This window comes from Sphingomonas sp. RS6, assembly GCF_054489705.1.
Map to the genome: position 1 here is coordinate 346391 of NZ_JBTMWM010000002.1, position 22972 is coordinate 369362.

Genomic DNA, 22972 nt, shown 5'->3' on the forward strand with positions numbered 1-22972 from the left:
GCCCTGACGGGGGTCAGGGCTGCGCCAGCGCGAGCACGTCCGCGAGCAGCCTGAAGTCGCGCTCGCGCGGGCTCGCCTTGCGCCATACGAGCGCGATCTGCCGGGCGGCGTTGGGCGCATCGAGCGGTCGCGCGGTGACGTGCGTATGTTCGAGGATGCCCGACTCGACCGCCATCTGCGGCAGCATCGTCACACCCAGGCCGTTGTCGACCATCTGCACCATCGTGTGCAGCGACGTGCCAAGCATCATCGCTTCGGCGCGGAGTTCGGGGCGATTGCAGGCGGCGAGCGCATGGTCCTTCAGGCAGTGCCCGTCCTCCAGCATCAGCAGGCGGGTCTCGTCGATCGCGTCGGGCCGGATGCTCGCGTCCGGTGCCATCTCGCCCTCGCGAAAGGCGACGTACAGCCCGTCGTCGAACAGGCGGGCGCTTTCCACCTCGCCGCAGGAAAAGGGGAGCGCCAGCAGCACGCAATCAGTGCGGCCGTGGCTCAGCGCCTCGCAGGCCTGCCCGCTCGTCTCCTCGCGCAGGTAAAGTTTCAGGTCCGGATATTGGGCGCGCAGTCGCGGCAGGATGCGCGGCAGCAGGAACGGTGCAATCGTCGGGATCACGCTCATCCGCATCTCGCCCGAAAGCGGCCGGCCAGCGGCGCGGGCGAGGTCGCCCAGCTCATCCGCCTCGCGCAACACGCGCCGCGCCTTTTCGACGATTCGTTCGCCCAGCGGTGTGAAACGGACCACCCGCCGCGTGCGCTCGACAAGGACGACGCCGATCAGCGTCTCCAGCTCGCGAATGCCGGCGGACAGCGTCGATTGCGTCACGAAACAGGCTTCGGCTGCTCGGCCGAAATGGCCCGCGTCGCGCAGCGCGACCAGATATTGCAGCTGCTTGAGCGTAGGGAGATAGGTTTGCGCCATTGATCGCCTCTCTCGATAATACGAGAATCATATAGTGAGTGTGGCGATCAGGCAAAGCGGCTCCCCTGCCATATGCGACAGGGGAGCGCGTTTTATCAGGCCGCTTCGGCCTGGATCGTCTTGGCGGGAAGCCGGATCATGTAATCGAAAGCGGAGAGTGCCGCGGTCGAACCGGCGCCCATCGCGATCACGATCTGCTTGTAGGGCACGGTGGTGCAGTCGCCGGCCGCGAAAATACCCGGCTGGCTGGTTTCGCCGCGTGCGTCGATCTCGATCTCGCCGCGCGCAGTGAGGCCCACCGTGTCCTTCAGCCATTCGGTGTTCGGCACGAGGCCGATCTGGACGAAAATGCCTTCCAGCTCGACGTCATGCTCGACGCCCGAATTGCGGTCCTTGTAGCTCAGCCCCGACACCTTCTCGCCGTCGCCGTTGACGCGGGTGGTCATCGCCGAAGTGAGGATCTTGACGTTGGGCAGGCTGGCCAGCTTGCGCTGCAGCACCGCATCGGCGCGAAGCTGGCTGTCATATTCGATCAGTGTGACGTGCGCGACGATGCCAGCGAGGTCGATCGCCGCCTCGACACCCGAATTGCCGCCGCCGATCACCGCAACCCGCTTGCCCTTGAACAGCGGACCGTCGCAATGCGGGCAATAGGCAACGCCCTTGTTGCGATACTCGTCCTCGCCGGGCACGTTCATCTGACGCCAGCGAGCACCGGTCGAAAGGATGACGGTTTTCGCCTTCAGGCTGGCGCCATTGGCGAGCACCAGTTCGTGATAACCGCCTTCGTGTTTGGCCGGAATCAGCGATTCGGCACGCTGAAGGTTCATCACGTCGACGTCGTAATCCTTCACATGTTGTTCGAGCTGCGCGACCAGCTTCGGCCCTTCGGTGTGAGGCACGGAGATGAAGTTTTCGATGCCCATCGTATCGAGCACCTGGCCGCCGAACCGCTCGGCAGCGACACCGACGCGAATGCCCTTGCGCGCGGCATAGATGGCCGCTGCCGCGCCAGCCGGCCCGCCACCGACGACGAGGACGTCAAAAGGGTCCTTCGCCGCGATTTTTTCGGCTGCGCGCGTCTCGGAACCGCGGTCGATCTTGGCGACGATCTGCTCCAGCTCCATGCGGCCCGAGGCAAAGGGCTCGCCGTTCAGATAGACCGTCGGCACCGCCATCACCTTGCGCGCCTCGACCTCCGCCTTGAACAGTGCGCCGTCGATCGCGGTGTGGCGGATGCGGGGATTGAGCACCGCCATCAGGTTCAGCGCCTGCACGACGTCCGGGCAGTTCTGGCACGACAGCGAGAAATAGGTCTCGAACGCGAAGTCGCCGTCGATATTGCGGATCTGTTCGATCAGATCCTGTGCGGCCTTGCTGGGATGGCCGCCGACCTGAAGCAGCGCCAGCACCAGCGAGGTGAATTCATGGCCCATTGGGATGCCGGCAAAGCGCACGCCGATATCGGTGCCCGTGCGGCGGATCATGAAGCTGGGCTTGCGCTGATCGTCGGCGGTGACGAGTGTGATCTTGTCCGAAAGCGAGGCGATCTGGTCGAGCAGTTCACCCAGCTCGAGCGACTTGGCATCGTCACCCAGGCTGGCGACGAGCTCGATCGGCTCGCGGATGTTCACGAGATAGCCTTTGAGCTGCTGCGTCAAATTGGCGTCGAGCATGGGGAAACTCCTGTATCCTTCACAAAAACGGCCCGGGGCGGGAGGGGATCCGCCCCGGGCCGCATGGGCGCCCGTCAGGGGGCAGGGGGCGCCTTAGATCTTGCCGACGAGGTCCAGCGACGGCGCAAGCGTCTCTTCGCCTTCTTCCCACTTGGCCGGGCACACTTCGCCCGGATGCGCGGCGATATACTGCGCGGCCTTGATCTTGCGGAGCAGCTCGGCGGCGTTGCGGCCGACGCCTTCCGACGTGATCTCGACCAGCTGGATCACGCCTTCGGGATCGACGACGAAGGTGCCGCGATCGGCGAGGCCCTGGCCGGCGCGGAGCACGTCGAAGTTAGTCGACAGCGTGTGGTTCTGGTCGCCCAGCATATAATAGTCGATCTTGCCGATCGCGGGCGAGGTGTCATGCCACGCCTTGTGGCTGAAATGCGTGTCGGTCGAAACCGAATACACCTCGACGCCCATCTTCTGAAGCTGAGGATAGATGTCGGCGAGGTCTTCGAGCTCGGTCGGGCACACGAAGGTGAAGTCTGCCGGATAGAAGAAGAAGACTGCCCACTTGCCCTTGACGTCGGAATCGCTGACTTCGACGAACTTGCCCTGCTTATAGGCCTGGGTGGTGAACGGTTTGATCGTGCTGCCGATGAGAGCCATGTTTTCGTTCCTCCGCGAGGGGTTGCTGTTGCAATGCGGGATATATGGTCGCTGCGGCGCAATGTGAAATTGGAAGACCCGCTCGGCGTGATCGATTAACTCACTCAATCGCTCGGAACTGATCGGTCCGACCGAAAATTCATGGGCGGTGCCAGGTCAAGCGAGCGCGCGATACAGGCTGAACAGGCTGGTTGCGGTCAGCACCACGCCCACGAGCGCCAACAGCAGCCGCGTCGGCATGCGTTTGGCGAACATCGCACCGAACGGCGCCGCCACCACGCCCCCGATCAGCAGGCCCAGAACCGGGTGCCAGAATTCCGGTGTGAAGCCCTGCCGGCCGATCTGCGACAGGAAGGTTGCCGAGATGGTGAGCGTCAGGAAGAACTCGACGGTATTCACCGTGCCGATCGTCGTCCGTGGCTGCGCCCCCTGGACCAGCAGGTTGCTGGTGACCACCGGTCCCCAGCCGCCGCCGCCCGCCGCGTCGAGAAATCCCCCCACCAGGCCAAGCGGTTCGACGACGCCAGGCTTGCGCGGGCGAGGGGGGAATCGGACGGCGCGGACCAGCAGATACAGGCCGATCGCGGCGAGATAGGCCACGACGAACGGCCTGGTGACCGATGCGTCGAGTTCGGTCAGCACATAGGCGCCCAGAACGCCACCGATGACGCCCGGAACCAGCAGCCGAAGGAAAAGCCGGGAATCGACATTCCGGTGAAGCAAATGGCTCAGCCCGGACACGCCCGTCGTCGCGGTTTCCACCAGATGCACACCGGCAGACGCCGTTGCCGGAGAGATCCCGATCACGCTGACGAGCAAGGTCGACGAAATGACGCCGAACGCCATGCCGAGCGCGCCGTCCACCAACTGCGCGGCAAAGCCGACGGCGATGTAAGGCAGCAGTTCGGCTATCGTGATACCGTCCAACGTCGCCATCCTCATTCTGCCCGAGTGACCGGCAGAACATGCGACGACGCGTCAATCCCTACAAGATAGCTAGTGTTTAATGCGGCGAACCACCGGTGCTCGCCGGGGCATGCGCGAATTGCATGGCAGCGTCATCGCAAGTCGCCGGTCGGCGGGGCCGACCGGCCGGGCAGAATCGATGTTGTTCAGGCCTCGATCGTGTAGTTCAGGAAGTCGGGAACCGGCCCGTTCCAGCCGTCATCGGGACCGTCATCCTGATCGCGGCGTGCATGGCGCGGGCGGGCGCCCTGCGGTGCCTGATCGCGCCGCCGATCGTCGCGGCGGCCTTCGTTCGCAGGTTTGTGCTCGCGGGTTTCGGTACGAGCGGGCGCCGCAGCCCGGCCGCGTTTGGGCGCGGGGGAGTCGGTGCTGGCGGCATCCTGTTCCGCTGCTTCGGGCGATCTGCCGCGGCTCGGTTCCTTCCGTTCGTCCGATCGGCCGGAGCGCCTGGTCCGGCCCGACGATTCGGCAGGCGAGTCCGGCTGCGGTGCGCCCGCCTTGGACGGGCGCTTGCGGGCGCGCTCACGCCTGGGCGCGGGTTCGTCCTCGGGCGCCTCGCCGCCGGCCAGTGCAACGCGCTGGATCTTCTGCCCGGTCAGTTTCTCGATCTCGGCGATGTTTTCTGCATCGTCGGGGGCGACCAGCGTATAGGCGGTGCCCGTCGCGCCGCCGCGGCCGGTGCGGCCAATGCGGTGGACATAATCATCGGGATGCCATGGGGCATCGAAATTGAAGACGTGGCTGACGCCCTTCACGTCCAGGCCGCGTGCTGCGACGTCGGACGCGACGAGAATGTTGACGTCGCCATTCTTGAACCGGTCGAGCTCGGCGATGCGCGCCGACTGGTCCATGTCGCCGTGGATCTCGGCTGAGCGGAAGCCGTGCTTCTTGAGGCTCTTGTTGAGTTCGCGGACCGTCGTCTTGCGATTGCAGAAGATGATCGCGGTGCTGACCTCTTCCTCGCGCAGCAACGTGCGCAGCACCCGGCGCTTGGCATGCGATGCGGCGGGGACGGTAACGATCCGCTGGGTGATGTTGATGTTGGTGCTTGCCGGCCGCGCGACCTCGATCGTCTTCGGATCGACCAGGAACTTGTCGGCCAGCTTCTTGATCGGCGGCGGCATCGTCGCCGAGAAGAGCAGTGTCTGCCGTGTCTTGGGCAGCTTGGTGCAGATTTCCTCGATGTCGGGGATGAACCCCATGTCGAGCATCCGGTCCGCCTCGTCGATCACCAGCAGGTTGCAGCCGGTGAGCAGAATCTTGCCGCGGCCGAACAGGTCCATCAACCGGCCCGGCGTGGCGATCAGCACATCGACGCCCTTTTCCAGCGCCTTGACCTGATCGCCCATCTGAACGCCGCCGATCAGCAGCGCCATCGAAAGCTTGTGATGGAGACCGTATTTCTCGAAATTCTCGGCGACCTGGGCGGCAAGCTCGCGCGTCGGCTCCAGGATCAGCGAGCGCGGCATCAGCGCGCGAGTGCGGCCCTCACCCAGAATATCGATCATCGGCAGCACGAACGCAGCAGTCTTGCCCGTGCCCGTCTGGGCGATGCCGATCAGGTCCTTGCCCATCAGCACCGATGGAATGGCCTGTCGCTGAATCGGCGTCGGCTCCGTATAGCCAGCGTCGGTGACCGCGCGGAGAAGTTCATCGGAAAGGCCGAGATCGGCAAAGCTCATGCAAATGTCCGGAAAAGGGGCGCGTTCATTCGCACCTCGAAGAGGTTATGGCGCTTGCGGATTCACGCAAAAAAGTCAAGTCTAATGCCTGTTTTCATGCCGGTTCAGCGCGTTGCGGGCGCGATTATTGTCGCGCCCGGCACGTCGGGCATGTGCCTATCGTGCGTGTGCCAGCGTCCTGAATGCCTGGACCGGGCAGGCACGGCCGGAGCGCGAGCGAAGCGAATCGCGGCCGGCGCACAGCTTCCGATCGCGCGTCTCACGAATATAGGCGCCGGAATAAAAGCCAAGCGCCGGGCATTCCGCGCCCAATTTGGCACGCAACAGACTGCCGTCGTCGAGGATCAGGTCGACACTGTCGGCCGTGTTGACGGTGAAACCCTGAATCCTGCTCGCCTTGACGCAGTCGTTCGCCTTGCGCTCGACCAGCGGACGGGCGCTTTCGCGGCGGATGATCACTGTCGTCGTCGATACCGACATGCGCGGAACATGGATCGTCACGCGCTGCTGAAACGCGACCGCCGGAGGCTGGGCGCCGGCCGAGGGCAGCGCCGCGGGTGCGGCGAGCAACAGCATCAGGCCGGGTGCGGCGAGCGACGGGTGCAACATGACGGGTTATGCTTTTATCGCGCTGGCTTGAACACTGGATGAACTGCCGGACCCCATGCTATTGCGCAACCCCGATGACACCCGAACAGCAACGCATCGTCGACTTTGCCCGCGAACGCTTCGGCGAAAAGGCCGCGATTACCGATCCCGCAACGATTGAGCCGTGGCTGACCGACTGGCGCGGCCGTTATCGTGGGCAGACGCCGGCGATCCTGTCGCCGGCATCCACGGCGGAAACCAGCGCACTGATTGCGCTCGCCAACGAACTGGGGGTGCCGGTCGTCCCCCAGGGCGGCAATACCGGCATGGTGGGCGGGGCGGTGCCGTCGACCGACGGGTCCGCGCTGCTGCTGTCGACCCGGCGGATGGATCATATTCGGTCGATCATTCCCGATGCGAACCTTGCGGTGGCCGAGGCGGGCGTGATTCTCGCCACGTTCCGCGATGCTGCCGAGGCGGCCGGGCGCCGTTTTCCGCTCGATCTGGGTGCGCGCGGCAGCGCCACGATCGGCGGGCTGGTGTCCACCAATGCGGGCGGCGTGCAGGTGCTCCGGTTCGGCACGATGCGCGCGCTTGTTGCAGGGGTGGAGGCGGTTCTGCCCGACGGATCGGTGCATGACGGCCTGTCGGCGCTCAAGAAGGACAATCGCGGCTATGATCTGAACCAGCTGCTGATCGGCGCCGAGGGGACGCTGGGCATCGTCACGGCCGCCACGCTGCGGCTGGTGCCGGCGGCGGCGGCGCGCGCGGTGGCTTGGGTGGGGCTGGAGAGCCCGGCCAAGGCGCTCAGCCTGCTGCGCCGGCTGCAGGCGGCGACCGACATGGTCGAGAGCTTCGAGATCATGCCCGACGATACCGTCGCGCTGGTGCTGTCGCATGTTCCTGGCACCCGCCTGCCGCTGGCAGGCTCGCATCGCTGGCACGTCCTGATCGAGGCGGTGACCGGCGACTCCGCTGCGGAGGCGCCGGCAGCGATGCTGGAGCGAATGCTGGCGCAGGCGTTCGAGGCGGGGCTGGCGCAGGACGCGGTGATCGCCGCGAGCGAGGCGCAGGCCGAGGCATTCTGGCGCATCCGCCATTCCATCTCCGAGGCCGAACGCGCGTCCGGGCCGGCGGTGCAGCACGACATTTCGGTGCCCGTCGAGGACATGCCGCGCTTCATGATCGAAGGCGGGGCCGCGGCAGAGGCGCGCTTTCCCGGCACGCATGCGATCGCCTATGGCCATCTCGGCGACGGCAACGTCCATTTCCATGTGCGCGCGCCCAAGGGCGTCGACCGCGACCGCTGGTATGCGGAGGAGGGGCCGCAGATCACCCGGCTCGTCCATGACATGGTGGTCACGGCGGGCGGATCGATTTCCGCCGAGCACGGAATCGGCCAGATGAAGCGCGATGAACTGGCCCGGCTGAGCCCGCCGGCGCGCATGACGGCATTGCGTGCGATCAAGGCTGCGCTTGATCCCAAGGCGATTCTCAATCCGGGAAAGCTGGTCGCGCTTGCGCCGGAGCCGGGCAGGCCATAGACCCCCAGTTCCACACAATGTTTCGACCGAAACCCGCCGTCAGGAGATCATAATGGCCAGCGCGCCGCAGTCGTTTCCCCTGTTTTACAATCAGATCGAACCGCTTTCGAGCCAGGTGCACGCCGATTTCCGCACCCGTTCGGTCGACCGCGCGCCGTTCCTTGCCAAGCAGCATGCGGTGCCGGTGACGGTCGAGGAATTCCCGATCATCCAGCGCTTCATGCCGATCGTCTTCTCGGTGGGCGACGATCCCGTGCCGCTGGCTCTGATGGCGCTCAACGAAGGCTATAACGCGTTCTTCGACGCCGAAGGCACGCTGACCGAGCCGAATTTCTATGTGCCGGCCTATATCCGCCGCTACCCCTATCTGCTCGCGCGGCTGCGCCAGGACAGCGACGAGCTGTCGCTGTGCTTCGATCCGACCTCGAACATGGTCGGCGCGTTCGAGGATGGCCAGCCGCTCTTCGACAATGGCGAACCGAGCGAGGTCACCAAGAACATCCTGCAGTTCAACGAGCAGTTCGAACAGGCAGGGCTCCGCACGACGCAGTTCATGAAGGAGCTGAAGGAACTCGGCCTGCTCATCGACGGCGAGGTCTCGATCCAGCCCGACGGCGCGCCGCAGCCCTTCATCTATCGCGGCTTCATGATGGTCGACGAGAAGAAGCTGAACGAGATGCGCGGCGACCAGCTGCGCAAGATCGTCCAGAACGGCATGCTGCCGCTGATCTACGCGCACCTGTTCTCGCTGGCGCAGATGCGCGAGCTGTTCGCGCGTCAGATGCGCTCGGGCTGGCAGCCCGAAGTTCAGCTGGCCGGCTGAGCATGAACGCCCGCCGCCCGCGCGCCGAGCGTTATTCGACCGGGGCGATCGCCTTTCACTGGGTGATCGCGCTGCTGGTGCTGATCAATCTGGCGATCGGCATCCTTCACGAATCGCTCCCGCGCGGGTGGCAGGTGATGCCGCTGCACAAGTCGATCGGCATCACCGTGCTGGCACTGACCTTCGCCCGGATTCTCTGGCGGCTGACCCATCGCCCGCCGCCGCTGCCCGCCGCATCGCCCGCCTGGGAAAAGGCCTCGGCGACCATCATGCATCTGGCCCTCTATGCGGCGACGCTGATCCTGCCGCTTACGGGGTGGCTGATGGGATCGAATCCGGAACGGCTTCGGCCGCTGTCGTGGTTCGGCCTTTTCCGGGTGCCGCCCTTGCCCTCCACCCCCGGGCTTTCAGGCGGCGCGCACGAAGCGCATGAGCTGCTCGGCTGGGCCATGCTGCTGCTGGTTGCGATCCACGTCGCAGCCGCGCTTCGCCACCACCTGCTGCTGCGCGACGCGGTCATGCTGCGGATGATGCCGCGTCGCTGACCGACCGGCGGAGCGCCCCGCGCGCCGAACCGTATTTTTCCGCATCCCCCACCGCTTGAAGCCGGTTTCCGCCCGCCTATATTGGCAGAGTACGGTGTCGTGTCCCCCCTTTCGCGGCGCCGTGCGACACGCCCTCGGGTGTGTCTCCTCCCTGAACCTTGGCCACCTCGCGGGCGACTGCGAGGTGGTTTTTTTATGTGCGCCGCTGGAGGGGGTTATTCGGCGGCGAGGGGTGCGGGCAGCGCTTCGTCGGTAACCGCATCGATGATGCCCCGCAGCAGTGCCGTCGTGTCGGCGGCGCCGGGGCCAAGCGCGTCGAGCGCGGCGTCCAGATAGAGGCTGCGATCGAATTCGAGTTGAACCGCGTGTATGCCCCGCCGTGGGGCGCCATGGCGATCGAGGATATGGCCGCCCGCATAGGGATTGTTCACGGCAATCGCGATGCCGCGGGCGCGCGCCACGGCTTCGATGCGGCCGACAAAGCGCCCCCCCGCCGACCGGCCGAAACGATCCCCGATCACCAGCCGGGGCGGCGCACGCTGCGGAAGCGGCGGCATCGAATGGACGTCGATCAGAATCGCCAGGCCGAAGCGTTGCTGCGCCGCCTCAAGTGCCGCGCCGAGCGCGGCGTGATAGGGGCGGTGATCGGCCCTGATTCGCGCGATCACATCGTCATCGGCGAACCGCCTCGCCCACAGATCGCCGCTTTTCCCGGCGCGGCGGGGCACCAGCCCAAGGCCGCTGCGCACCTTGGCCGAAAGCGGACGGCCGGTGATCTGGGCGCCCTCGTCAATCTGCGGATCGCGATCATGCTCGGCGCGGTTGAGATCGATCCAGGCACGCGCGCGCGTCGCCGCAAACAGCGTCTCATCGCGGCGGGCTGCGATCGCGACGGCATCGATATGGCGATCCTCGAGCAGCCGCATCGAAGCAAACGGCACGCGGAGCGCTGCCCGTAGCGGCAGCGGATAGTCGCGCCCGGCATGCGGCACGGACAGGACTACCGGGCTCACGGGGGCCAGCGCGCCGTGCCGCACGAAAGGTCCGTCGCTCGTCACGGCGGCAGCTTAGGCACGGCACGCGGGCGGAGCAACGCCGTCTGCCGCATGGTGCTGGAAAATCTTAATGGCTTCGATCATAAGATGTCACCCGCTTGGGCTCTATGGGGTGGTGATGATCCGGATTCTGCTGGCCGAGGACGACCGCGTGATGCGGGAATACCTCACGCGGGCGCTCGAGCGGTCGGGTTACGCGGTCAGCGCGGTCGACCGTGGTACCGCCGCCGTGCCGCTGCTCGAATCGGAGCGATTCGATCTGCTGCTGACCGACATCGTCATGCCCGAGATGGACGGGATCGAACTGGCCCAGCGCGCCAGCGAGATCGCGCCCGACATGCGGGTGATGTTCATCACCGGCTTCGCGGCGGTGACGCTGCGTGCGGGCAAGCAGGTGCCGCAGGCGCGGGTGCTGTCCAAGCCGTTCCATCTGCGCGACCTGGTCCTCGAGGTCGACCGGATGTTCGAAGCGGAGAATGTTGGACGAAATTGAAATCGACACTTGCGCGCCTTCGCTACCCTCGCTAAAGGCGCGCTTCCCGAGTTTCGGGCGCGTAGCTCAGTGGTAGAGCACTGTGTTGACATCGCAGGGGTCGCAAGTTCAATCCTTGCCGCGCCCACCATTTAAAACCCCGCCAGCCCAACGGCTTGGCGGGGTTTTTGCTTTTCCGCCGCGGAACAGGCGCTGCCGCCGCCAGGCCGGCCGGTGCGTCGCCGCACCGGCCGCGAGGATCAGTGGTTGTCGCGGGGGATGCCGTGGGTCTGGGCGATGCGCTGGAAGGTCTCCGCGCCCTCCAGGATGGCGCCGGTGTTCATCTGACCGACCATCGCGCGCTGGATCTTCTGCCAGGGCGTCTGCGAGTCCGGGAACGGATAGCCGCCCGCGTCGGCCAGCACGCGGCGGCGCTCGGCGAGTTCGTCGTCGGGGATCAGCACATCGGCGGTGCCGCGCTTGAGATCGATCCGCACCCGGTCGCCGGTCTTGAGCAGCGCGAGACCGCCCATCGCCGCCGCCTCGGGCGAGGCGTTGAGGATCGACGGCGAGGCCGAGGTGCCCGACTGGCGACCGTCGCCGATGCACGGCAGCGCATGGACGCCCTCGCGGATCAGATAGGCGGGCGGGCGCATGTTCACCACTTCCGCCGCACCCGGATAGCCGATCGGGCCGGCACCGCGCATCACCAGCAGCGTATCCGGCGTGATGCCCACGGCCGGATCGTCGATGCGGTGGTGATAGTCCTCGGGGCCGTCGAACACGACCACCGGGCCTTCAAAGGCATCGGGATCGTCCGGATTGGAGAGATAGCGATCGCGGAATTCGGGGCCGATCACGCTCGTCTTCATGATCGCCGCGTCGAACAGATTGCCGCGCAGCACGACGAAGCCGGCTTCCTCGACCAGCGGTTCGGCATAGCGGCGGATGACCTTCTCGTCCTCGATCACGGCACCCCGGCAATTCTCGCCGATGGTCTTGCCATTGGCGGTGAGCGCATTTTCGTGGATCAGCCCCTGTTCCATCAGCTGGGCGACCACGGCGGGGACGCCGCCCGCCCGGTAATAATCCTCGCCCAGATATTCGCCGGCCGGCTGAAGGTTCACCAGCAGCGGCACCTTGTGGCCGTGCGTCTGCCAGTCGTCGAGCGACAGTTCGGCACCGACATGGCGGGCAATCGCCGCGAGGTGGATCGGTGCGTTGGTCGACCCGCCGATCGCCGAATTGACGACGATCGCGTTGAGGAACGCCTCGCGCGTCATGATGTCGGAGGGCTTGAGATCCTCGCGCACCATGTCGACGATGCGCTTGCCGGTGCGATAGGCCGATTCCTGCCGGTCGCGATAGGGCGCCGGGATCGCCGCCGAGCCCGGCAGCATCATGCCCAGCGCCTCGGCTAGGCTGTTCATCGTCGTCGCCGTGCCCATCGTGTTGCAATAGCCGGTCGACGGCGCCGAGGAGCTGACGAGGCGGATAAAGCCTTCATCGTCGATCTCGCCCGCCGCGAGCAGCTGGCGCGCCTTCCACACGATGGTGCCCGAACCCGTGCGCTCGCCGCGATGCCAGCCGTTGAGCATCGGGCCGACCGACAGCGCGATGGCGGGGATGTTCACCGTCGCCGCCGCCATCAGGCAGGCCGGCGTGGTCTTGTCACAGCCGGTGGTGAGCACCACGCCGTCGATCGGATAGCCGTAGATCAGCTCGACCAGCCCGAGATAGGCGAGGTTGCGATCGAGCGCGGCGGTGGGCCGCTTGCCGGTTTCCTGGATCGGATGCACCGGGAACTCGATCGCGATCCCGCCCGCCTCGCGAATGCCTTCGCGGATGCGCTCGGCAAGCACGAGGTGGTGGCGGTTGCAGGGGCTCAGGTCCGACCCCGTCTGGGCGATGCCGATGATCGGCTTGCCCGAACGCAGCTCTTCCAGGCTCAACCCATAGTTGAGATACCGCTCCAGATAGAGGGCGGTCATGTCGACATTGTCGGGATTGTCGAACCAGGCGCGGCTGCGCAGTTTGGGGGCGGTTTCGGTCATTGAAGTGCCTTGCGGGAGGAAAGATCAGTTGGTCGTCGAGAAACGGTAGACGATCACGTTGTGATAGGTCTGGCCGGGGTTGAGCCGCGCCGAGCCGAACGCCGGCTGGTTGGGCGTATCCGGGAACAGCTGGGGCTCGAGCGCGAGGCCGTCGCCCTGTCGATAGGCGTGCTGCGATTTGCCGATCGCGGTGCCGTCGAGGAAATTGCCGGTGTAGAATTGCACGCCCGGCTGGTTGGAGAGGATCTCCATCACCCGGCCGCTCGACGGATCCTCGACACGGGCATGGAGCATCGGCTGGGTCGACGGCGCCTTGGCGATCACGAAATTCTCGTCATAGCCCTGGCCGAACACGATCTGCGGATCGCGCCCGTCGCGGATGCGCGCGCCGATCGGCGTAGCCTTGCGGAAATCGAACGGCGTGCCTTCCACCGGGCGAAGCTCGCCGGTGGGGATCAGCGTCTTGTCGACCGGCGTCGTCGTCTCGGCCGGGATCGTCACGAGATGATCGTAGATCGAGCGCTGCGACGCTTCGCCGGCGAGATTGAAGAAGCTGTGATTGGTGATGTTGACGATCGTCGGCTTGGTGGTCGTCGCGCGATAGTCGACCGACAGCTCGTTCTTCTCGTTGAGCGAATAGGTGGCGGTGACGGTGAGCTGGCCCGGATAGCCTTCCTCGCCGTCCGCCGAAACGTAGCGCAGCGTGACGCTGGGGGTGTCGCCGTCGCTCACCTTTTCGACCGTCCACAGCCGCTTGTCGAAGCCCTGGGGGCCGCCGTGCAGCGCGTTCGGGCCGTTGTTCTTGGCGAGCGTATAGGTCTTGCCGTCGATGGCGAAGGTCGCGCCCTTGATGCGATTGGCGTAGCGGCCGACGGTGGCGCCGAAATAATTGGGGGCGACCAGATAGCCCTTCATGTCGTTATAGCCGAGCGTCACGTCTTCGGACTTGCCGGCGCGGTCCGGCACCGAAAGCGACTGGAGGATGGCGCCATAATTGATGATCGTCGCGCGCATACCGTGGCTGTTGGTCAGCGTGATCGCCTCCACTGCACGGCCGTCGGGCAGCGTGCCGAAGTTCGCGCGAGTCGCATCGCCGGCAAAGGCCGTGGCAGGAATCATGGTGGCGACCATCAACGCGGCCTTTATCATATTATTCATTTAAATCCCCTCCCAATCGGCTATCCATGCCGCAATTGCCCCAACGCCCGTTGACGGGTGGCATGGGGTTTAATACTCCGACTAGAAAGCGAAGAGCAACCCCGCCGCACAACAAGCGCGGCAAAATCGAGAGGATCACCCGAGCATGGCGGTCATGCCCACATCCAGTGCTGCCCCGGCGGGGGCCGGGCCTGCGTCTCAACCCACTCCATATGGCCGGGCGCTTACGCTGCTCGCGACGCTGTTCTTCATGTGGGGTTTCATCACCGTCATCAACAACACGCTGCTGCCACATCTGCGCAGCGTGTTCGAACTCAACTATACCAAGACGACGCTGATCGAGAGCGTGTGGTTCATCGCCTATTTCGTCGCCTCGATCCCGTCGGCCAAGCTGATCGAGCGGATCGGCTATCAGAAGTCGCTGGTCGTCGGTCTGCTCGTCATGGCGGGCGGCGCAGCGGGGATGACGCTGGCGGCGAGCCTGCCCTCTTACGGCGTCACGCTGGCGATGCTGTTCGTCATCGCCAGCGGGATCACGCTGCTTCAGGTGGCAGCCAATCCCTATGTCACCGTGATCGGTCCGCCGGAGACGGGATCGTCGCGCCTCAACCTGGTTCAGGCGTTCAATTCGCTCGGCACCACGCTGGCACCGCTGTTCGCGGGCTATCTGATCCTCGGCCGTTCGAAGGGCGGCACGGCGGAAGCCGGCGCAGCGGCGCTCACCCAGGCCGAACGTCTGGCCGACGCGCAGTCGGTCATCCTGCCCTATGCGCTGGTCGCCGTCGTGCTGGTGGTGCTCGCCATCGTCATTGCACGCTTCCCGCTGCCGGCAATGGGTTCGGCCACGAGCCGCGTCGCCAAGGAAGACCGCAAGAACCACTCGCTGTGGCGCCACCGCAACCTCGTCTTCGGCGTGCCGGCGATCTTCATCTACCTGATCGCCGAGATCGGCGTCGCCAACCTGTTCATCAACTTCGTGTCGCAGCCCGACATCGCCAACATCACCCAGAACGAAGCGTCGCGTTATCTGGCGGTCCTGTGGGGCGGGATGATGGTCGGGCGCTTCGCCGGCTCCTTCATCATGCAGAAGGTGCCTGCCGAAACGGTGCTGGCCGGCTTCTCGATCGGCGCATTCATCGTGATGCTGGGGGCGACCTTCCTGACGGGGCCAGCGGCGATGTGGTCGCTGATTCTGGTGGGCCTGTTCCATTCGATCATGTTCCCGACGATCTTCTCGCTCGGCATCAAGGGGCTCGGCCCGCTGACCGAGGAAGGCTCGGGCCTTCTCATCATGGCCATTGCGGGCGGCGCGCTGGTCGTCGTCCAGGGCCGGATCGCCGATTTGTATGGCCTCCAGCTGTCGTTCCTGCTGACCGCCGTGTGCGAACTCTACATCCTGTTCTACGCGCTGTGGGGCGCCAAGCCGACCAACGCGATCGCGGACTGAGCGGCTGCCCGTCTCCCCCGGGTTCGGCCCGGGGGAGGCGGCACCGACCCGCCGTTCCCGCGCGGCCCCCCGTCGGGCCGATCTTCACCATCGCCCATGCCGCCCCCCAAAGGTTCCGAAAGTTCCGGGAAAACGACATGAGCCCGCCCCCCCCCCCCGCGTCGAGTCGGAACCGACGGGAAGAGAACAAATCATAAACAAGCGATGTAGGGAAGCCTATTCAGCCGAGCGGCGCCATCCAGGCATCCGTGCGATCACATCGAGAGGCGGGTATCCTCGAGCGCGAGATCGACCAGCGTTCGCATCGCCGCCGCCGCCGCATCGCCGTCACCCGCGGCGATCGCGTCGAACACCCGGATGTGATCGGGCACGGGATCGCGGGGCAGGGCGCGGGCGCGCTGCTTGTACTTGGTCGTCCAGCTCACCGCCGCGCCGATGCTGGCGCTGAGCGCGATCATCGCGTTGTTGTGCGTCGCGCCGAGCAGCGCATCGTGGAAATCGCGATCGGCGGCGCGGCCCTCGTCGGTCGCCAGCGTGAAGCGGCGCATCTTGGCGAGCGCGTCGCGCATCGCCTTGACGTCCTCGCGCTCGCGGCGTTCGGCGGCGAGCCGCGCGGCGGCCGGCTCGACCACGGCGCGCAGTTCGAACAGGTCGCGCACGAAATCGGTGTCGGGTTCGCCCGAAAAGGCCCAGGCGAGCACCTGTGGATCGAGCATGTTCCAGCGGCTGCGCGGCAGCACGCGCGTGCCGGCCTTGGGACGGCTTTCGACCAGTCCCTTCGCGGTCAACACCTGCACCGCCTCACGATAGGCGCTGCGCGAGACATCGAGCGCTTCGGCATTGGCGACTTCGCCGGTAAGCTTTTCGCCCGGCGCGATGCGGCCCGACACGATCTCGGTGCCGAGGAAATGGGCGATGGCGCCGCGGAGCCGCCGCCCCGAACCCTTGGGGCTGCGCGTGATCGGAGCGACCTCGCCAATGGTTTCGTCTTCGTCGTCTCGCTGCGATGCCATGTCCGCCGCCCTCCTCCCGGTCGCGCCTTCTAGCGCTCCCCACGCTCTTTGGCCAACCAACCAAGATTGCGTTTCGAGCAGCGTGTCAATATGTCGGACTAATAGCAAGGGACAGGTGAGTGATGACACTGCGACTGATGCAATATCGTGGCGAGGATGGGGTGCGGCGGGTGATCGCCGATGATGGCGAAGCGGCTGTATTCGTTGCCGGCGTCACCGATATCCGGGGCATTGCGCTCGACGCGATCGAGCGGGGGGAAAGCATCGCCGCCGCCGTTGCGCGACTCGGCGCGGCGGGTCCGGCCGACCCCAAGGCGGCGCTGGCGGAGGGCCGGTTGCTCGCGCCGATCGACCATGAGGATCCCGCGCACCTGATCCTGACCGGCACGGGCCTGACGCATCTCGGATCGGCCGAGGGGCGCGACAAGATGCACCGCGACGCCGCCGCCGCCGAGCACAAGACCGATTCGATGCGGATGTTCCTCGAAGGCGTCGAGGGTGGCAAGCCGGCACCGGGCGCGATCGGCCAGCAGCCCGAATGGTTCTACAAGGGCAATGGCCATCATCTGGTCGGCCCCGGCGCGGCGCTGACCATTCCCGGCTTCGCACAGGATGGCGGCGAGGAGCCGGAGCTTGCCGGCATCTATCTGATCGGGCCGGACGGGACGCCGTGGCGGATCGGGCTGTGCCTTGCCAACGAGTTCAGCGACCATGTGACCGAGCGGCACAATTATCTGTGGCTCGCCCATTCGAAGCTGCGCCAGGCGGCGCTCGGGCCGGAGCTGCTGGTCGGTGATGCCCCCGCCGACGTGCGCGGGACCAGCCGGATCGTGCGCGGCGGCGCGACGCTGTGGGAAAAGCCGTTCCTCTCTGGCGAGGCGAACATGTCGCACACGCTCGCCAATCTCGAGCATCATCACTTCAAATATGGGCTGTTCCGCCGGCCGGGCGATGTGCATGTCCATTTCTTCGGCACCGCGACGCTGTCGTTCAGCGATGGCGTGCGGACGCAGCCGGGCGACGTGTTCGAGATCGAGGCGGCGCCGTTCACGCTGCCGCTGCGCAACCCGCTGGCGCAGGAAGCGGATGCCGGCGTGCGGGCGGTGCGGACGCTGTAGCGCCGCGTCAGAGCGGGGGCGCTGCCGCGGGCAGCGTCAGCCGCGCGACGAGGACGACGGACGCGGTCACGAGGATGGCGGCCGCCGCCAGCCGGTGGCGCAGCGGCGGCAGCGCGGTGCGCCATCCCGCCAGCAGCGCGAGACCGGTCGCGAGCATGCTCCAGCAATGATAGCGGTAATCGGATGCGACGCCGATCACCGCAAAGGCGCTTTCGGTGAAGAGCGCAGACAGGGCCAGCGTGATGGCCATGCCGCTCCGCGCATCGCGCGCGGGCCAGAGGCAGACGAGCAGCCCCAGCGCGGCGACGAACCAGAGGATCGGTGCGCCGAGCACGGAGGCGGCCAGCTGCGCGCCGGCGAGCTGAAAGCCCTCGATGCGCCGTTGGGGCGAGGCGAGGCCGAGGCTGTTCGGCTCCGATCCGGCGAGCGGGCCGGTGCCGGGCATCGCCGCGGGGGCCCAGAGCCGCATCTCGCTGTTCCAATGGGCGATCCGGTGCTGCGCATGGGCGAGCGGGTGCGCGGCGATCGCGCCGACCCACATCTTTTCGAGCTCGCTCCCCGGTGCGCGGCGGGCGAGCGCGTCGTCGATATAGCCGCAGGGCGAATCGGCGCCGAGCGGATCCCACAGGATCGGCGTGAGGCAGCCCTTCGCCTCGGCGCGGTGCCACAGGCGCGGGGGCACCTGCGGCACGGCCGCCGGCCCGGCATGGTGGACGATTCCCGCCAGATCGAACAGCGGCAGCGATCGCTCGACGCCACTCGGCTCGGCATCGAGCAGGCGGTGGTTGATCGGGCCGAGCAGCGTCAAGGTCGCCGCGGTGGCCGCGAGCAGCAGCGCGCCGTGGCGCCACGACCGATCCCAGCGGATGCCGCCGACCAGGCCGAACGCGAGCGGCACGCTGGCGAAGGCGGCGTTGAAGCGCACCAGCGTGGCATAGCCGAGGAGCAACAGGACGAGCGCCTTGGCCCAACCCGGCGGCGCCCGGTCGCTGAGCCGCCAGAGGCTCGCGAGGCCGACCGCCGCCGCCAGCGTGCCGGCCATCTGCGCATCCTTGAGCACCACCACCTGCCAGCCGAGCAGCGGCGGCCAGAGCCCCAGCAGCAGCGCGGCAATCCCCAGCACAGGCCTTCCGCACCGGATCAACGCAGCCGAGAACAGGCCGATGCCGCCCCAGTAAAGCAGGATCTGGAGCGCGAACATTGGCGCCTGGCCGTGCCAGCCGGCGGCGTGGAACAGCGACCAGAGCCGCGCCATCGCCGGCGGGTGCCAGTCGTCATAGCGACCGCTGAGCAGCTGCTGATACTGGACGACGCTGTCATAGCTGGCGATGCCCGGCCAGAACAGGAAGAGCGTTGCCGCCGCGAGCAGCAGCGCCGCGACGAGCGACGACACGGCCTTGCGCCGCGTGCCGAAGGGTTGGCGACGGAGCGGGCGCGGGCGACCCGGTGACGCGGCACCGGCGAAGGGTGTGGAAGGCGGGAAGGTGTTCGTCATCGATCAGCCTTCGCAGCAGAGGGCCGGGCGACGACTAGCCCGAAGCGGGTGCCGAAGGAAGCTGCAGGCGCAACGACTGGCCGTTGCGGCGATGACGTCCGGCGCAAGCGGACGGCGCGGGGGGGGATGCCCCCGCGCCGTCGTCATTCAGATATGGAGCGCGCGGCCATAGGCGCCGAGCACCGCTTCGTGCATCGCTTCGCTGATCGTCGGGTGCGGGAACACCGTTTCCATCAGCTCGGCCTCGGTCAGCTCGCCGGTCTTGCCGATCGTGTAGCCCTGGATCATCTCGGTCACTTCGGCGCCGATCATGTGCGCGCCGAGCAGCTCGCCGGTCTTGGCGTCGAACACCGTCTTCACAAAGCCTTCCGGCTCGCCGAGCGCAATCGCCTTGCCGTTGCCGATGAACGGGAAGTTGCCGACCTTGACCTCATAGCCCGCTTCCTTGGCCTTGGCCTCGGTCAGGCCGACGCTGGCGATCTGCGGGTGGCAATAGGTGCAGCCCGGGATGTTGCGCACGTCCATCGCATGCGGGTGGCCGCCGTTGATCGCCTCCGCCGCGATCACGCCCTCATGACTGGCCTTGTGCGCGAGCCAGGGCGGGGCGGTGACGTCGCCGATCGCCCACAGGCCCTCGACATTGGTGCGGCAGGCGCCGTCGGTGACGATATGGCCGCGCTCGGTCTTCACGCCGAGCGTCTCGAGCCCGATATTCTCGGTGTTCGGCACGATGCCGATCGCGACGATGACGTGGCTGAATTCCTCGACGGTGACCTTGCCGTCCTTGCCCTTGATCGACGCCTTCACGCCGCTCGCCGTCACGTCGAGCTTCTCGACGCCGGTCTGGGTGAGGATGGTCATCCCCTGCTTCTTGAACGCCTTCTCCAGATGCGCGGAGATGTCCTTGTCTTCCACCGGCACGATCCGGTCGAGCATCTCGACGATCGTCACGTTCGCGCCCATGTCGTTGTAGAAGCTGGCGAACTCCACGCCGATCGCGCCCGAGCCGATGACCAGCAGCTTGGTCGGCATCTCGGTGGGCGTCATCGCGTGGCGATAGGTCCAGATGCGCTTGCCGTCGGCCTTGGCGAAGGGCAGGTCGCGGGCGCGCGCGCCGGTGGCGACGATGATGTTCTTCGCCTCCAGGTCGGTCTTCTTGCCGTCGGCGGCAGTGACGGTGAGCTTGCCCTTCGCGGTCAGCACGCCGGTGCCCATGTGCACCGCGATCTTGTTCTTCTTCATCAGGTGCGTGACGCCCTGATTGAGCTGCTTGGCAACGCCGCGCGAGCGCTTCACCACTGCGTCCAGATCGGCGCTGATCTGGTTGGCGATCAGGCCGTAGTCCTTGGCGTGCTGCATATAGTGGAAGATTTCCGCCGAGCGCAGCAGCGCCTTGGTGGGGATGCAGCCCCAGTTGAGGCAGATGCCGCCGAGCAGCTCGCGCTCGACAATGGCGGTCTTCAGGCCCAGCTGGGCCGCCCGGATCGCCGCGACATAGCCGCCGGGGCCCGAGCCGAGAACGATGACGTCGTAGGATTCAGCCAAGGTGTGCTTCCTTCTGCTCCCTTCCCGTGGCGGGGAAGGGCTGGGGAGAGAATATGGGCATCAGGGAGTGGCGGACGGCCCCTCTCCCCCCCACCGCTGCGCGGCGGGCCCCTCCCTCTCCCCGATGGGGAGAGGGGTTCAGGGATGACATTTCAATGCGGCGCTCCCTCCCCCCAACCGGGGGAGGGCCGGGGAGAGGGGCAAGTGCTGTTGCACCATATGCCCCCATCATCACGCAATCGCCTCGACCGGGCGCGGGCGCCTGTCGGCGTCGATGGCGACGAAGACGAACTGTGCCTGCGTTACCAGGCAGCTTTCCTCGACATGGCGACCGCGGCGCCAGGCCTGGACTTCGATCGTCATCGAGGTGCGGCCGACCTTCACCAGTTCGGCATAGACCGAGACTTCGTCGCCGACCGCGACGGGCGAGTGGAACTTCATCCCCTCGACCGCGATCGTCACCGCGCGGCCGCGCGAATAGCGTGAGGCGACGAGCCCGGCCGCCATGTCCATCTGGCTCATCAGCCAGCCGCCGAAGATATCGCCATAGGGATTGGCGTCGGCGGGCATGGTGGTCACTCGGATCGCCGGCTGGCGATCGGGCGGGCCCGCTTTCTGGTCAATCATTGCGTGCCCCCTCGTTCCGGCGCAGCGTCTTGCGATCCAGCGCATAGGCCCGCCGCAGCGGGCCGATGCCCATCAGCACCACCGCGACCATCGCGACATAGGCGACCAGCCAGATGTCGTCGGTGGCGCGGCGATAGGACCAGGCGGCGAGCGACGCGATCACCACCGCCGCGATCAGCCCCGCGACGATATGGAGAACCTCTACAAGCACGCGCACCGCCCGGCTCCGATCAGGCGATCATGCCCATCGGGGCTTCGACGAGTTCCTTGAAGATCTTCATCATCTCGGCCCCGTCGGCACCGTCGATGGCGCGGTGATCGAAGCTGCCCGTGGCGCTCATCACCGTCGCCACGCCCAACGCATCGTCGATGATGTATGGGCGCTTCTCGCCCGCGCCGATCGCCATGATCATGCCCTGCGGCGGATTGATGACGGCTTCGAACTGCTTGATGCCGTACATGCCCATGTTCGACAGGCTGGCGGTGCCGCCCTGATATTCGTGCGGCTGCAGCTTGCCCTCGCGGGCGCGGGCGGCGAGGTCCTTCATCTCGGTCGAGATGGCGGAGACGCTCTTGTTCGCCGCGTCCTTGATGATCGGGGTGATCAGGCCGGTCGGGGTCGACACCGCGACCGACACGTCGGCGCGGCTATACTTGATCAGCTTGTCGCCGGTGAAGGTGACGTTGCACTTCGGCGCGCGCGCAAGTGCGACGCCCAGCGCCTTGATCAGCAGATCGTTGACCGACAGCTTCACGCCGCGCGGCTCCAGCGCCTTGTTGAGCTCGCCGCGCAGCTTGAGCAGCGCATCGAGGCGGATATCGACCGTGAGGTAAATGTGCGGGACGGTCTGCTTCGACTCGGTTAGGCGACGCGCGATCGTCTTGCGGATGTTCGAGAGCTTCTCTTCCTCGTGCGGGATCGAGTCGTCGTACCAGACCGGCTTGGCTTCGGCGGCGGCAGCCGGTGCCGACACCGCGGCGGGCGCAGCCGCTTCGGACTGGGCGGCGACGGGCTTGGCGGCGGCTGCACCGGGCTTGGCGCCTTCGACATCGGCCTTGACGATGCGGCCGTTCGGGCCGGAGCCGCTCACGGCCGCCAGGTCGACGCCCTTGTCTGCGGCGATGCGGCGGGCGAGCGGGCTCGCCTTGACGCGCGAGCCCGATGCGGCGGCGGGCTGCGCCGGGGCAGGGGCCGGAGTTGGCGCAGGCGCCGGCGCACTCGCGGCCGGTGCCGGTGCGGGGGCAGGGGTCGGGCTCGGCGCGGGCGCTGCGGCGGTCGAGGAAACGTCCTCGCCTTCGCCGGCGATCACCGCGATCACGGTGCCGACCTTTACGTTATCGGTCCCTTCGGCGACCAGGATCTTCCCGATCACGCCTTCGTCGACCGCTTCGAATTCCATCGTCGCCTTGTCGGTTTCGATCTCGGCAAGCAGGTCGCCGGATTTCACCGTGTCGCCTTCCTTGACGAGCCACTTGGCAAGCGTGCCCTCCTCCATGGTGGGAGAAAGTGCCGGCATCTTGATTTCGATTCCCATGAAGGTTCCCGTCGTTGGTCCTGGGGGTGGCTGGCCCCTCCTTTGCCGCCACGCTC

Annotated in this window: 21 protein-coding genes and 1 tRNA gene; 7 read left to right on the forward strand and 15 right to left on the reverse strand. The window is 66.6% G+C overall.

Annotation, left to right across the window (positions count from 1 at the left end):
- Window positions 1-13 precede the first annotated feature (13 nt).
- The 6 genes from ACX40Y_RS06405 to ACX40Y_RS06430 all read right to left on the reverse strand — a co-directional run bounded on the left by ACX40Y_RS06405 (window position 14) and on the right by ACX40Y_RS06430 (window position 6473).
- A complete protein-coding gene (locus ACX40Y_RS06405) occupies window positions 14-916 on the reverse strand; it encodes a hydrogen peroxide-inducible genes activator (protein ID WP_459118708.1) in 903 nt (300 codons plus the stop codon).
- 95 nt (window positions 917-1011) lie between these two features.
- Window positions 1012-2592, reverse strand: a complete 1581-nt coding sequence (gene ahpF, locus ACX40Y_RS06410; RefSeq protein WP_459118709.1) for an alkyl hydroperoxide reductase subunit F — start codon at window positions 2590-2592, stop codon at window positions 1012-1014.
- A 93-nt stretch (window positions 2593-2685) separates the two neighbouring features.
- Window positions 2686-3249: an alkyl hydroperoxide reductase subunit C gene (gene ahpC, locus ACX40Y_RS06415; RefSeq protein WP_459118710.1), complete on the reverse strand. Its 564-nt coding sequence runs from the start codon at window positions 3247-3249 to the stop codon at window positions 2686-2688.
- Between the two features lie 156 nt (window positions 3250-3405).
- A complete protein-coding gene (locus ACX40Y_RS06420) occupies window positions 3406-4185 on the reverse strand; it encodes a sulfite exporter TauE/SafE family protein (protein WP_459118711.1) in 780 nt (259 codons plus the stop codon).
- Window positions 4186-4361: 176 nt separating this feature from the next.
- A complete protein-coding gene (locus tag ACX40Y_RS06425; RefSeq protein WP_459118712.1) occupies window positions 4362-5897 on the reverse strand; it encodes a DEAD/DEAH box helicase in 1536 nt (511 codons plus the stop codon).
- Between the two features lie 156 nt (window positions 5898-6053).
- Complete coding sequence (locus ACX40Y_RS06430; protein WP_459118713.1) at window positions 6054-6473, reverse strand: hypothetical protein; 420 nt, start codon at window positions 6471-6473, stop codon at window positions 6054-6056.
- A gap of 107 nt (window positions 6474-6580) precedes the next feature.
- On the opposite strand from ACX40Y_RS06430, the gene ACX40Y_RS06435 reads away from it, so the two are divergent.
- From ACX40Y_RS06435 to ACX40Y_RS06445, 3 genes are read left to right on the forward strand one after another with little or no spacing between them, the layout of a single operon-like run.
- Window positions 6581-8029 (forward strand): FAD-binding oxidoreductase, encoded by a 1449-nt coding sequence (locus tag ACX40Y_RS06435; protein WP_459118714.1) that lies wholly within the window; start codon window positions 6581-6583, stop codon window positions 8027-8029.
- A gap of 52 nt (window positions 8030-8081) precedes the next feature.
- On the forward strand, window positions 8082-8852 hold the full coding sequence (locus ACX40Y_RS06440) for a SapC family protein (RefSeq protein WP_459118715.1): 771 nt from the start codon (window positions 8082-8084) through the stop codon (window positions 8850-8852).
- A gap of 2 nt (window positions 8853-8854) precedes the next feature.
- On the forward strand, window positions 8855-9397 hold the full coding sequence (locus tag ACX40Y_RS06445; protein ID WP_459118716.1) for a cytochrome b: 543 nt from the start codon (window positions 8855-8857) through the stop codon (window positions 9395-9397).
- A gap of 215 nt (window positions 9398-9612) precedes the next feature.
- On the opposite strand, the gene ACX40Y_RS06450 is transcribed toward ACX40Y_RS06445, so the two are convergent.
- A complete protein-coding gene (locus ACX40Y_RS06450) occupies window positions 9613-10410 on the reverse strand; it encodes an N-formylglutamate amidohydrolase (RefSeq protein WP_459118717.1) in 798 nt (265 codons plus the stop codon).
- A 160-nt stretch (window positions 10411-10570) separates the two neighbouring features.
- Between ACX40Y_RS06450 and cpdR the strand changes: the two genes are divergently transcribed.
- Both cpdR and ACX40Y_RS06460 read left to right on the forward strand, forming a co-directional pair.
- Window positions 10571-10945: a cell cycle two-component system response regulator CpdR gene (gene cpdR / locus ACX40Y_RS06455; protein WP_459118718.1), complete on the forward strand. Its 375-nt coding sequence runs from the start codon at window positions 10571-10573 to the stop codon at window positions 10943-10945.
- Between the two features lie 55 nt (window positions 10946-11000).
- Window positions 11001-11075 (forward strand) — tRNA-Val (locus tag ACX40Y_RS06460).
- 109 nt (window positions 11076-11184) lie between these two features.
- Here ACX40Y_RS06460 and ACX40Y_RS06465 read toward each other — a convergent pair.
- Together ACX40Y_RS06465 and ACX40Y_RS06470 are read right to left on the reverse strand one after the other, a co-directional pair.
- Window positions 11185-12978, reverse strand: a complete 1794-nt coding sequence (locus tag ACX40Y_RS06465) for an IlvD/Edd family dehydratase (RefSeq protein WP_459118719.1) — start codon at window positions 12976-12978, stop codon at window positions 11185-11187.
- A gap of 24 nt (window positions 12979-13002) precedes the next feature.
- Complete coding sequence (locus ACX40Y_RS06470; protein WP_459118720.1) at window positions 13003-14136, reverse strand: aldose epimerase family protein; 1134 nt, start codon at window positions 14134-14136, stop codon at window positions 13003-13005.
- A 154-nt stretch (window positions 14137-14290) separates the two neighbouring features.
- Here ACX40Y_RS06470 and ACX40Y_RS06475 point away from each other — a divergent pair, with 154 nt between their 5' ends.
- The gene (locus ACX40Y_RS06475) at window positions 14291-15583 is read left to right on the forward strand and encodes a sugar MFS transporter (RefSeq protein ID WP_459118880.1); all 1293 of its coding nucleotides are present in this window, start codon (window positions 14291-14293) and stop codon (window positions 15581-15583) included.
- A 254-nt stretch (window positions 15584-15837) separates the two neighbouring features.
- Here the strand turns inward: ACX40Y_RS06475 and ACX40Y_RS06480 are convergent, their stop codons facing one another.
- The gene (locus ACX40Y_RS06480; RefSeq protein WP_459118721.1) at window positions 15838-16596 is read right to left on the reverse strand and encodes a FadR/GntR family transcriptional regulator; all 759 of its coding nucleotides are present in this window, start codon (window positions 16594-16596) and stop codon (window positions 15838-15840) included.
- A 122-nt stretch (window positions 16597-16718) separates the two neighbouring features.
- Between ACX40Y_RS06480 and araD1 the strand changes: the two genes are divergently transcribed.
- Window positions 16719-17714, forward strand: coding sequence for an AraD1 family protein (araD1, locus tag ACX40Y_RS06485; RefSeq protein WP_459118722.1), 996 nt, complete (start codon window positions 16719-16721; stop codon window positions 17712-17714).
- Window positions 17715-17721: 7 nt separating this feature from the next.
- On the opposite strand, the gene ACX40Y_RS06490 is transcribed toward araD1, so the two are convergent.
- The 5 genes from ACX40Y_RS06490 to ACX40Y_RS06510 all read right to left on the reverse strand — a co-directional run bounded on the left by ACX40Y_RS06490 (window position 17722) and on the right by ACX40Y_RS06510 (window position 22916).
- A complete protein-coding gene (locus ACX40Y_RS06490; protein WP_459118723.1) occupies window positions 17722-19209 on the reverse strand; it encodes a hypothetical protein in 1488 nt (495 codons plus the stop codon).
- A gap of 147 nt (window positions 19210-19356) precedes the next feature.
- Window positions 19357-20754 (reverse strand): dihydrolipoyl dehydrogenase, encoded by a 1398-nt coding sequence (gene lpdA, locus ACX40Y_RS06495; protein ID WP_459118724.1) that lies wholly within the window; start codon window positions 20752-20754, stop codon window positions 19357-19359.
- 231 nt (window positions 20755-20985) lie between these two features.
- Window positions 20986-21381, reverse strand: coding sequence for an acyl-CoA thioesterase (locus ACX40Y_RS06500; protein ID WP_459118725.1), 396 nt, complete (start codon window positions 21379-21381; stop codon window positions 20986-20988).
- Complete coding sequence (locus ACX40Y_RS06505) at window positions 21374-21598, reverse strand: hypothetical protein (protein ID WP_459118726.1); 225 nt, start codon at window positions 21596-21598, stop codon at window positions 21374-21376. The genes ACX40Y_RS06500 and ACX40Y_RS06505 overlap by 8 nt, the downstream gene beginning before the upstream one ends.
- A 13-nt stretch (window positions 21599-21611) precedes the next feature.
- Complete coding sequence (locus tag ACX40Y_RS06510) at window positions 21612-22916, reverse strand: pyruvate dehydrogenase complex dihydrolipoamide acetyltransferase (protein WP_459118727.1); 1305 nt, start codon at window positions 22914-22916, stop codon at window positions 21612-21614.
- Window positions 22917-22972: the final 56 nt, after the last annotated feature.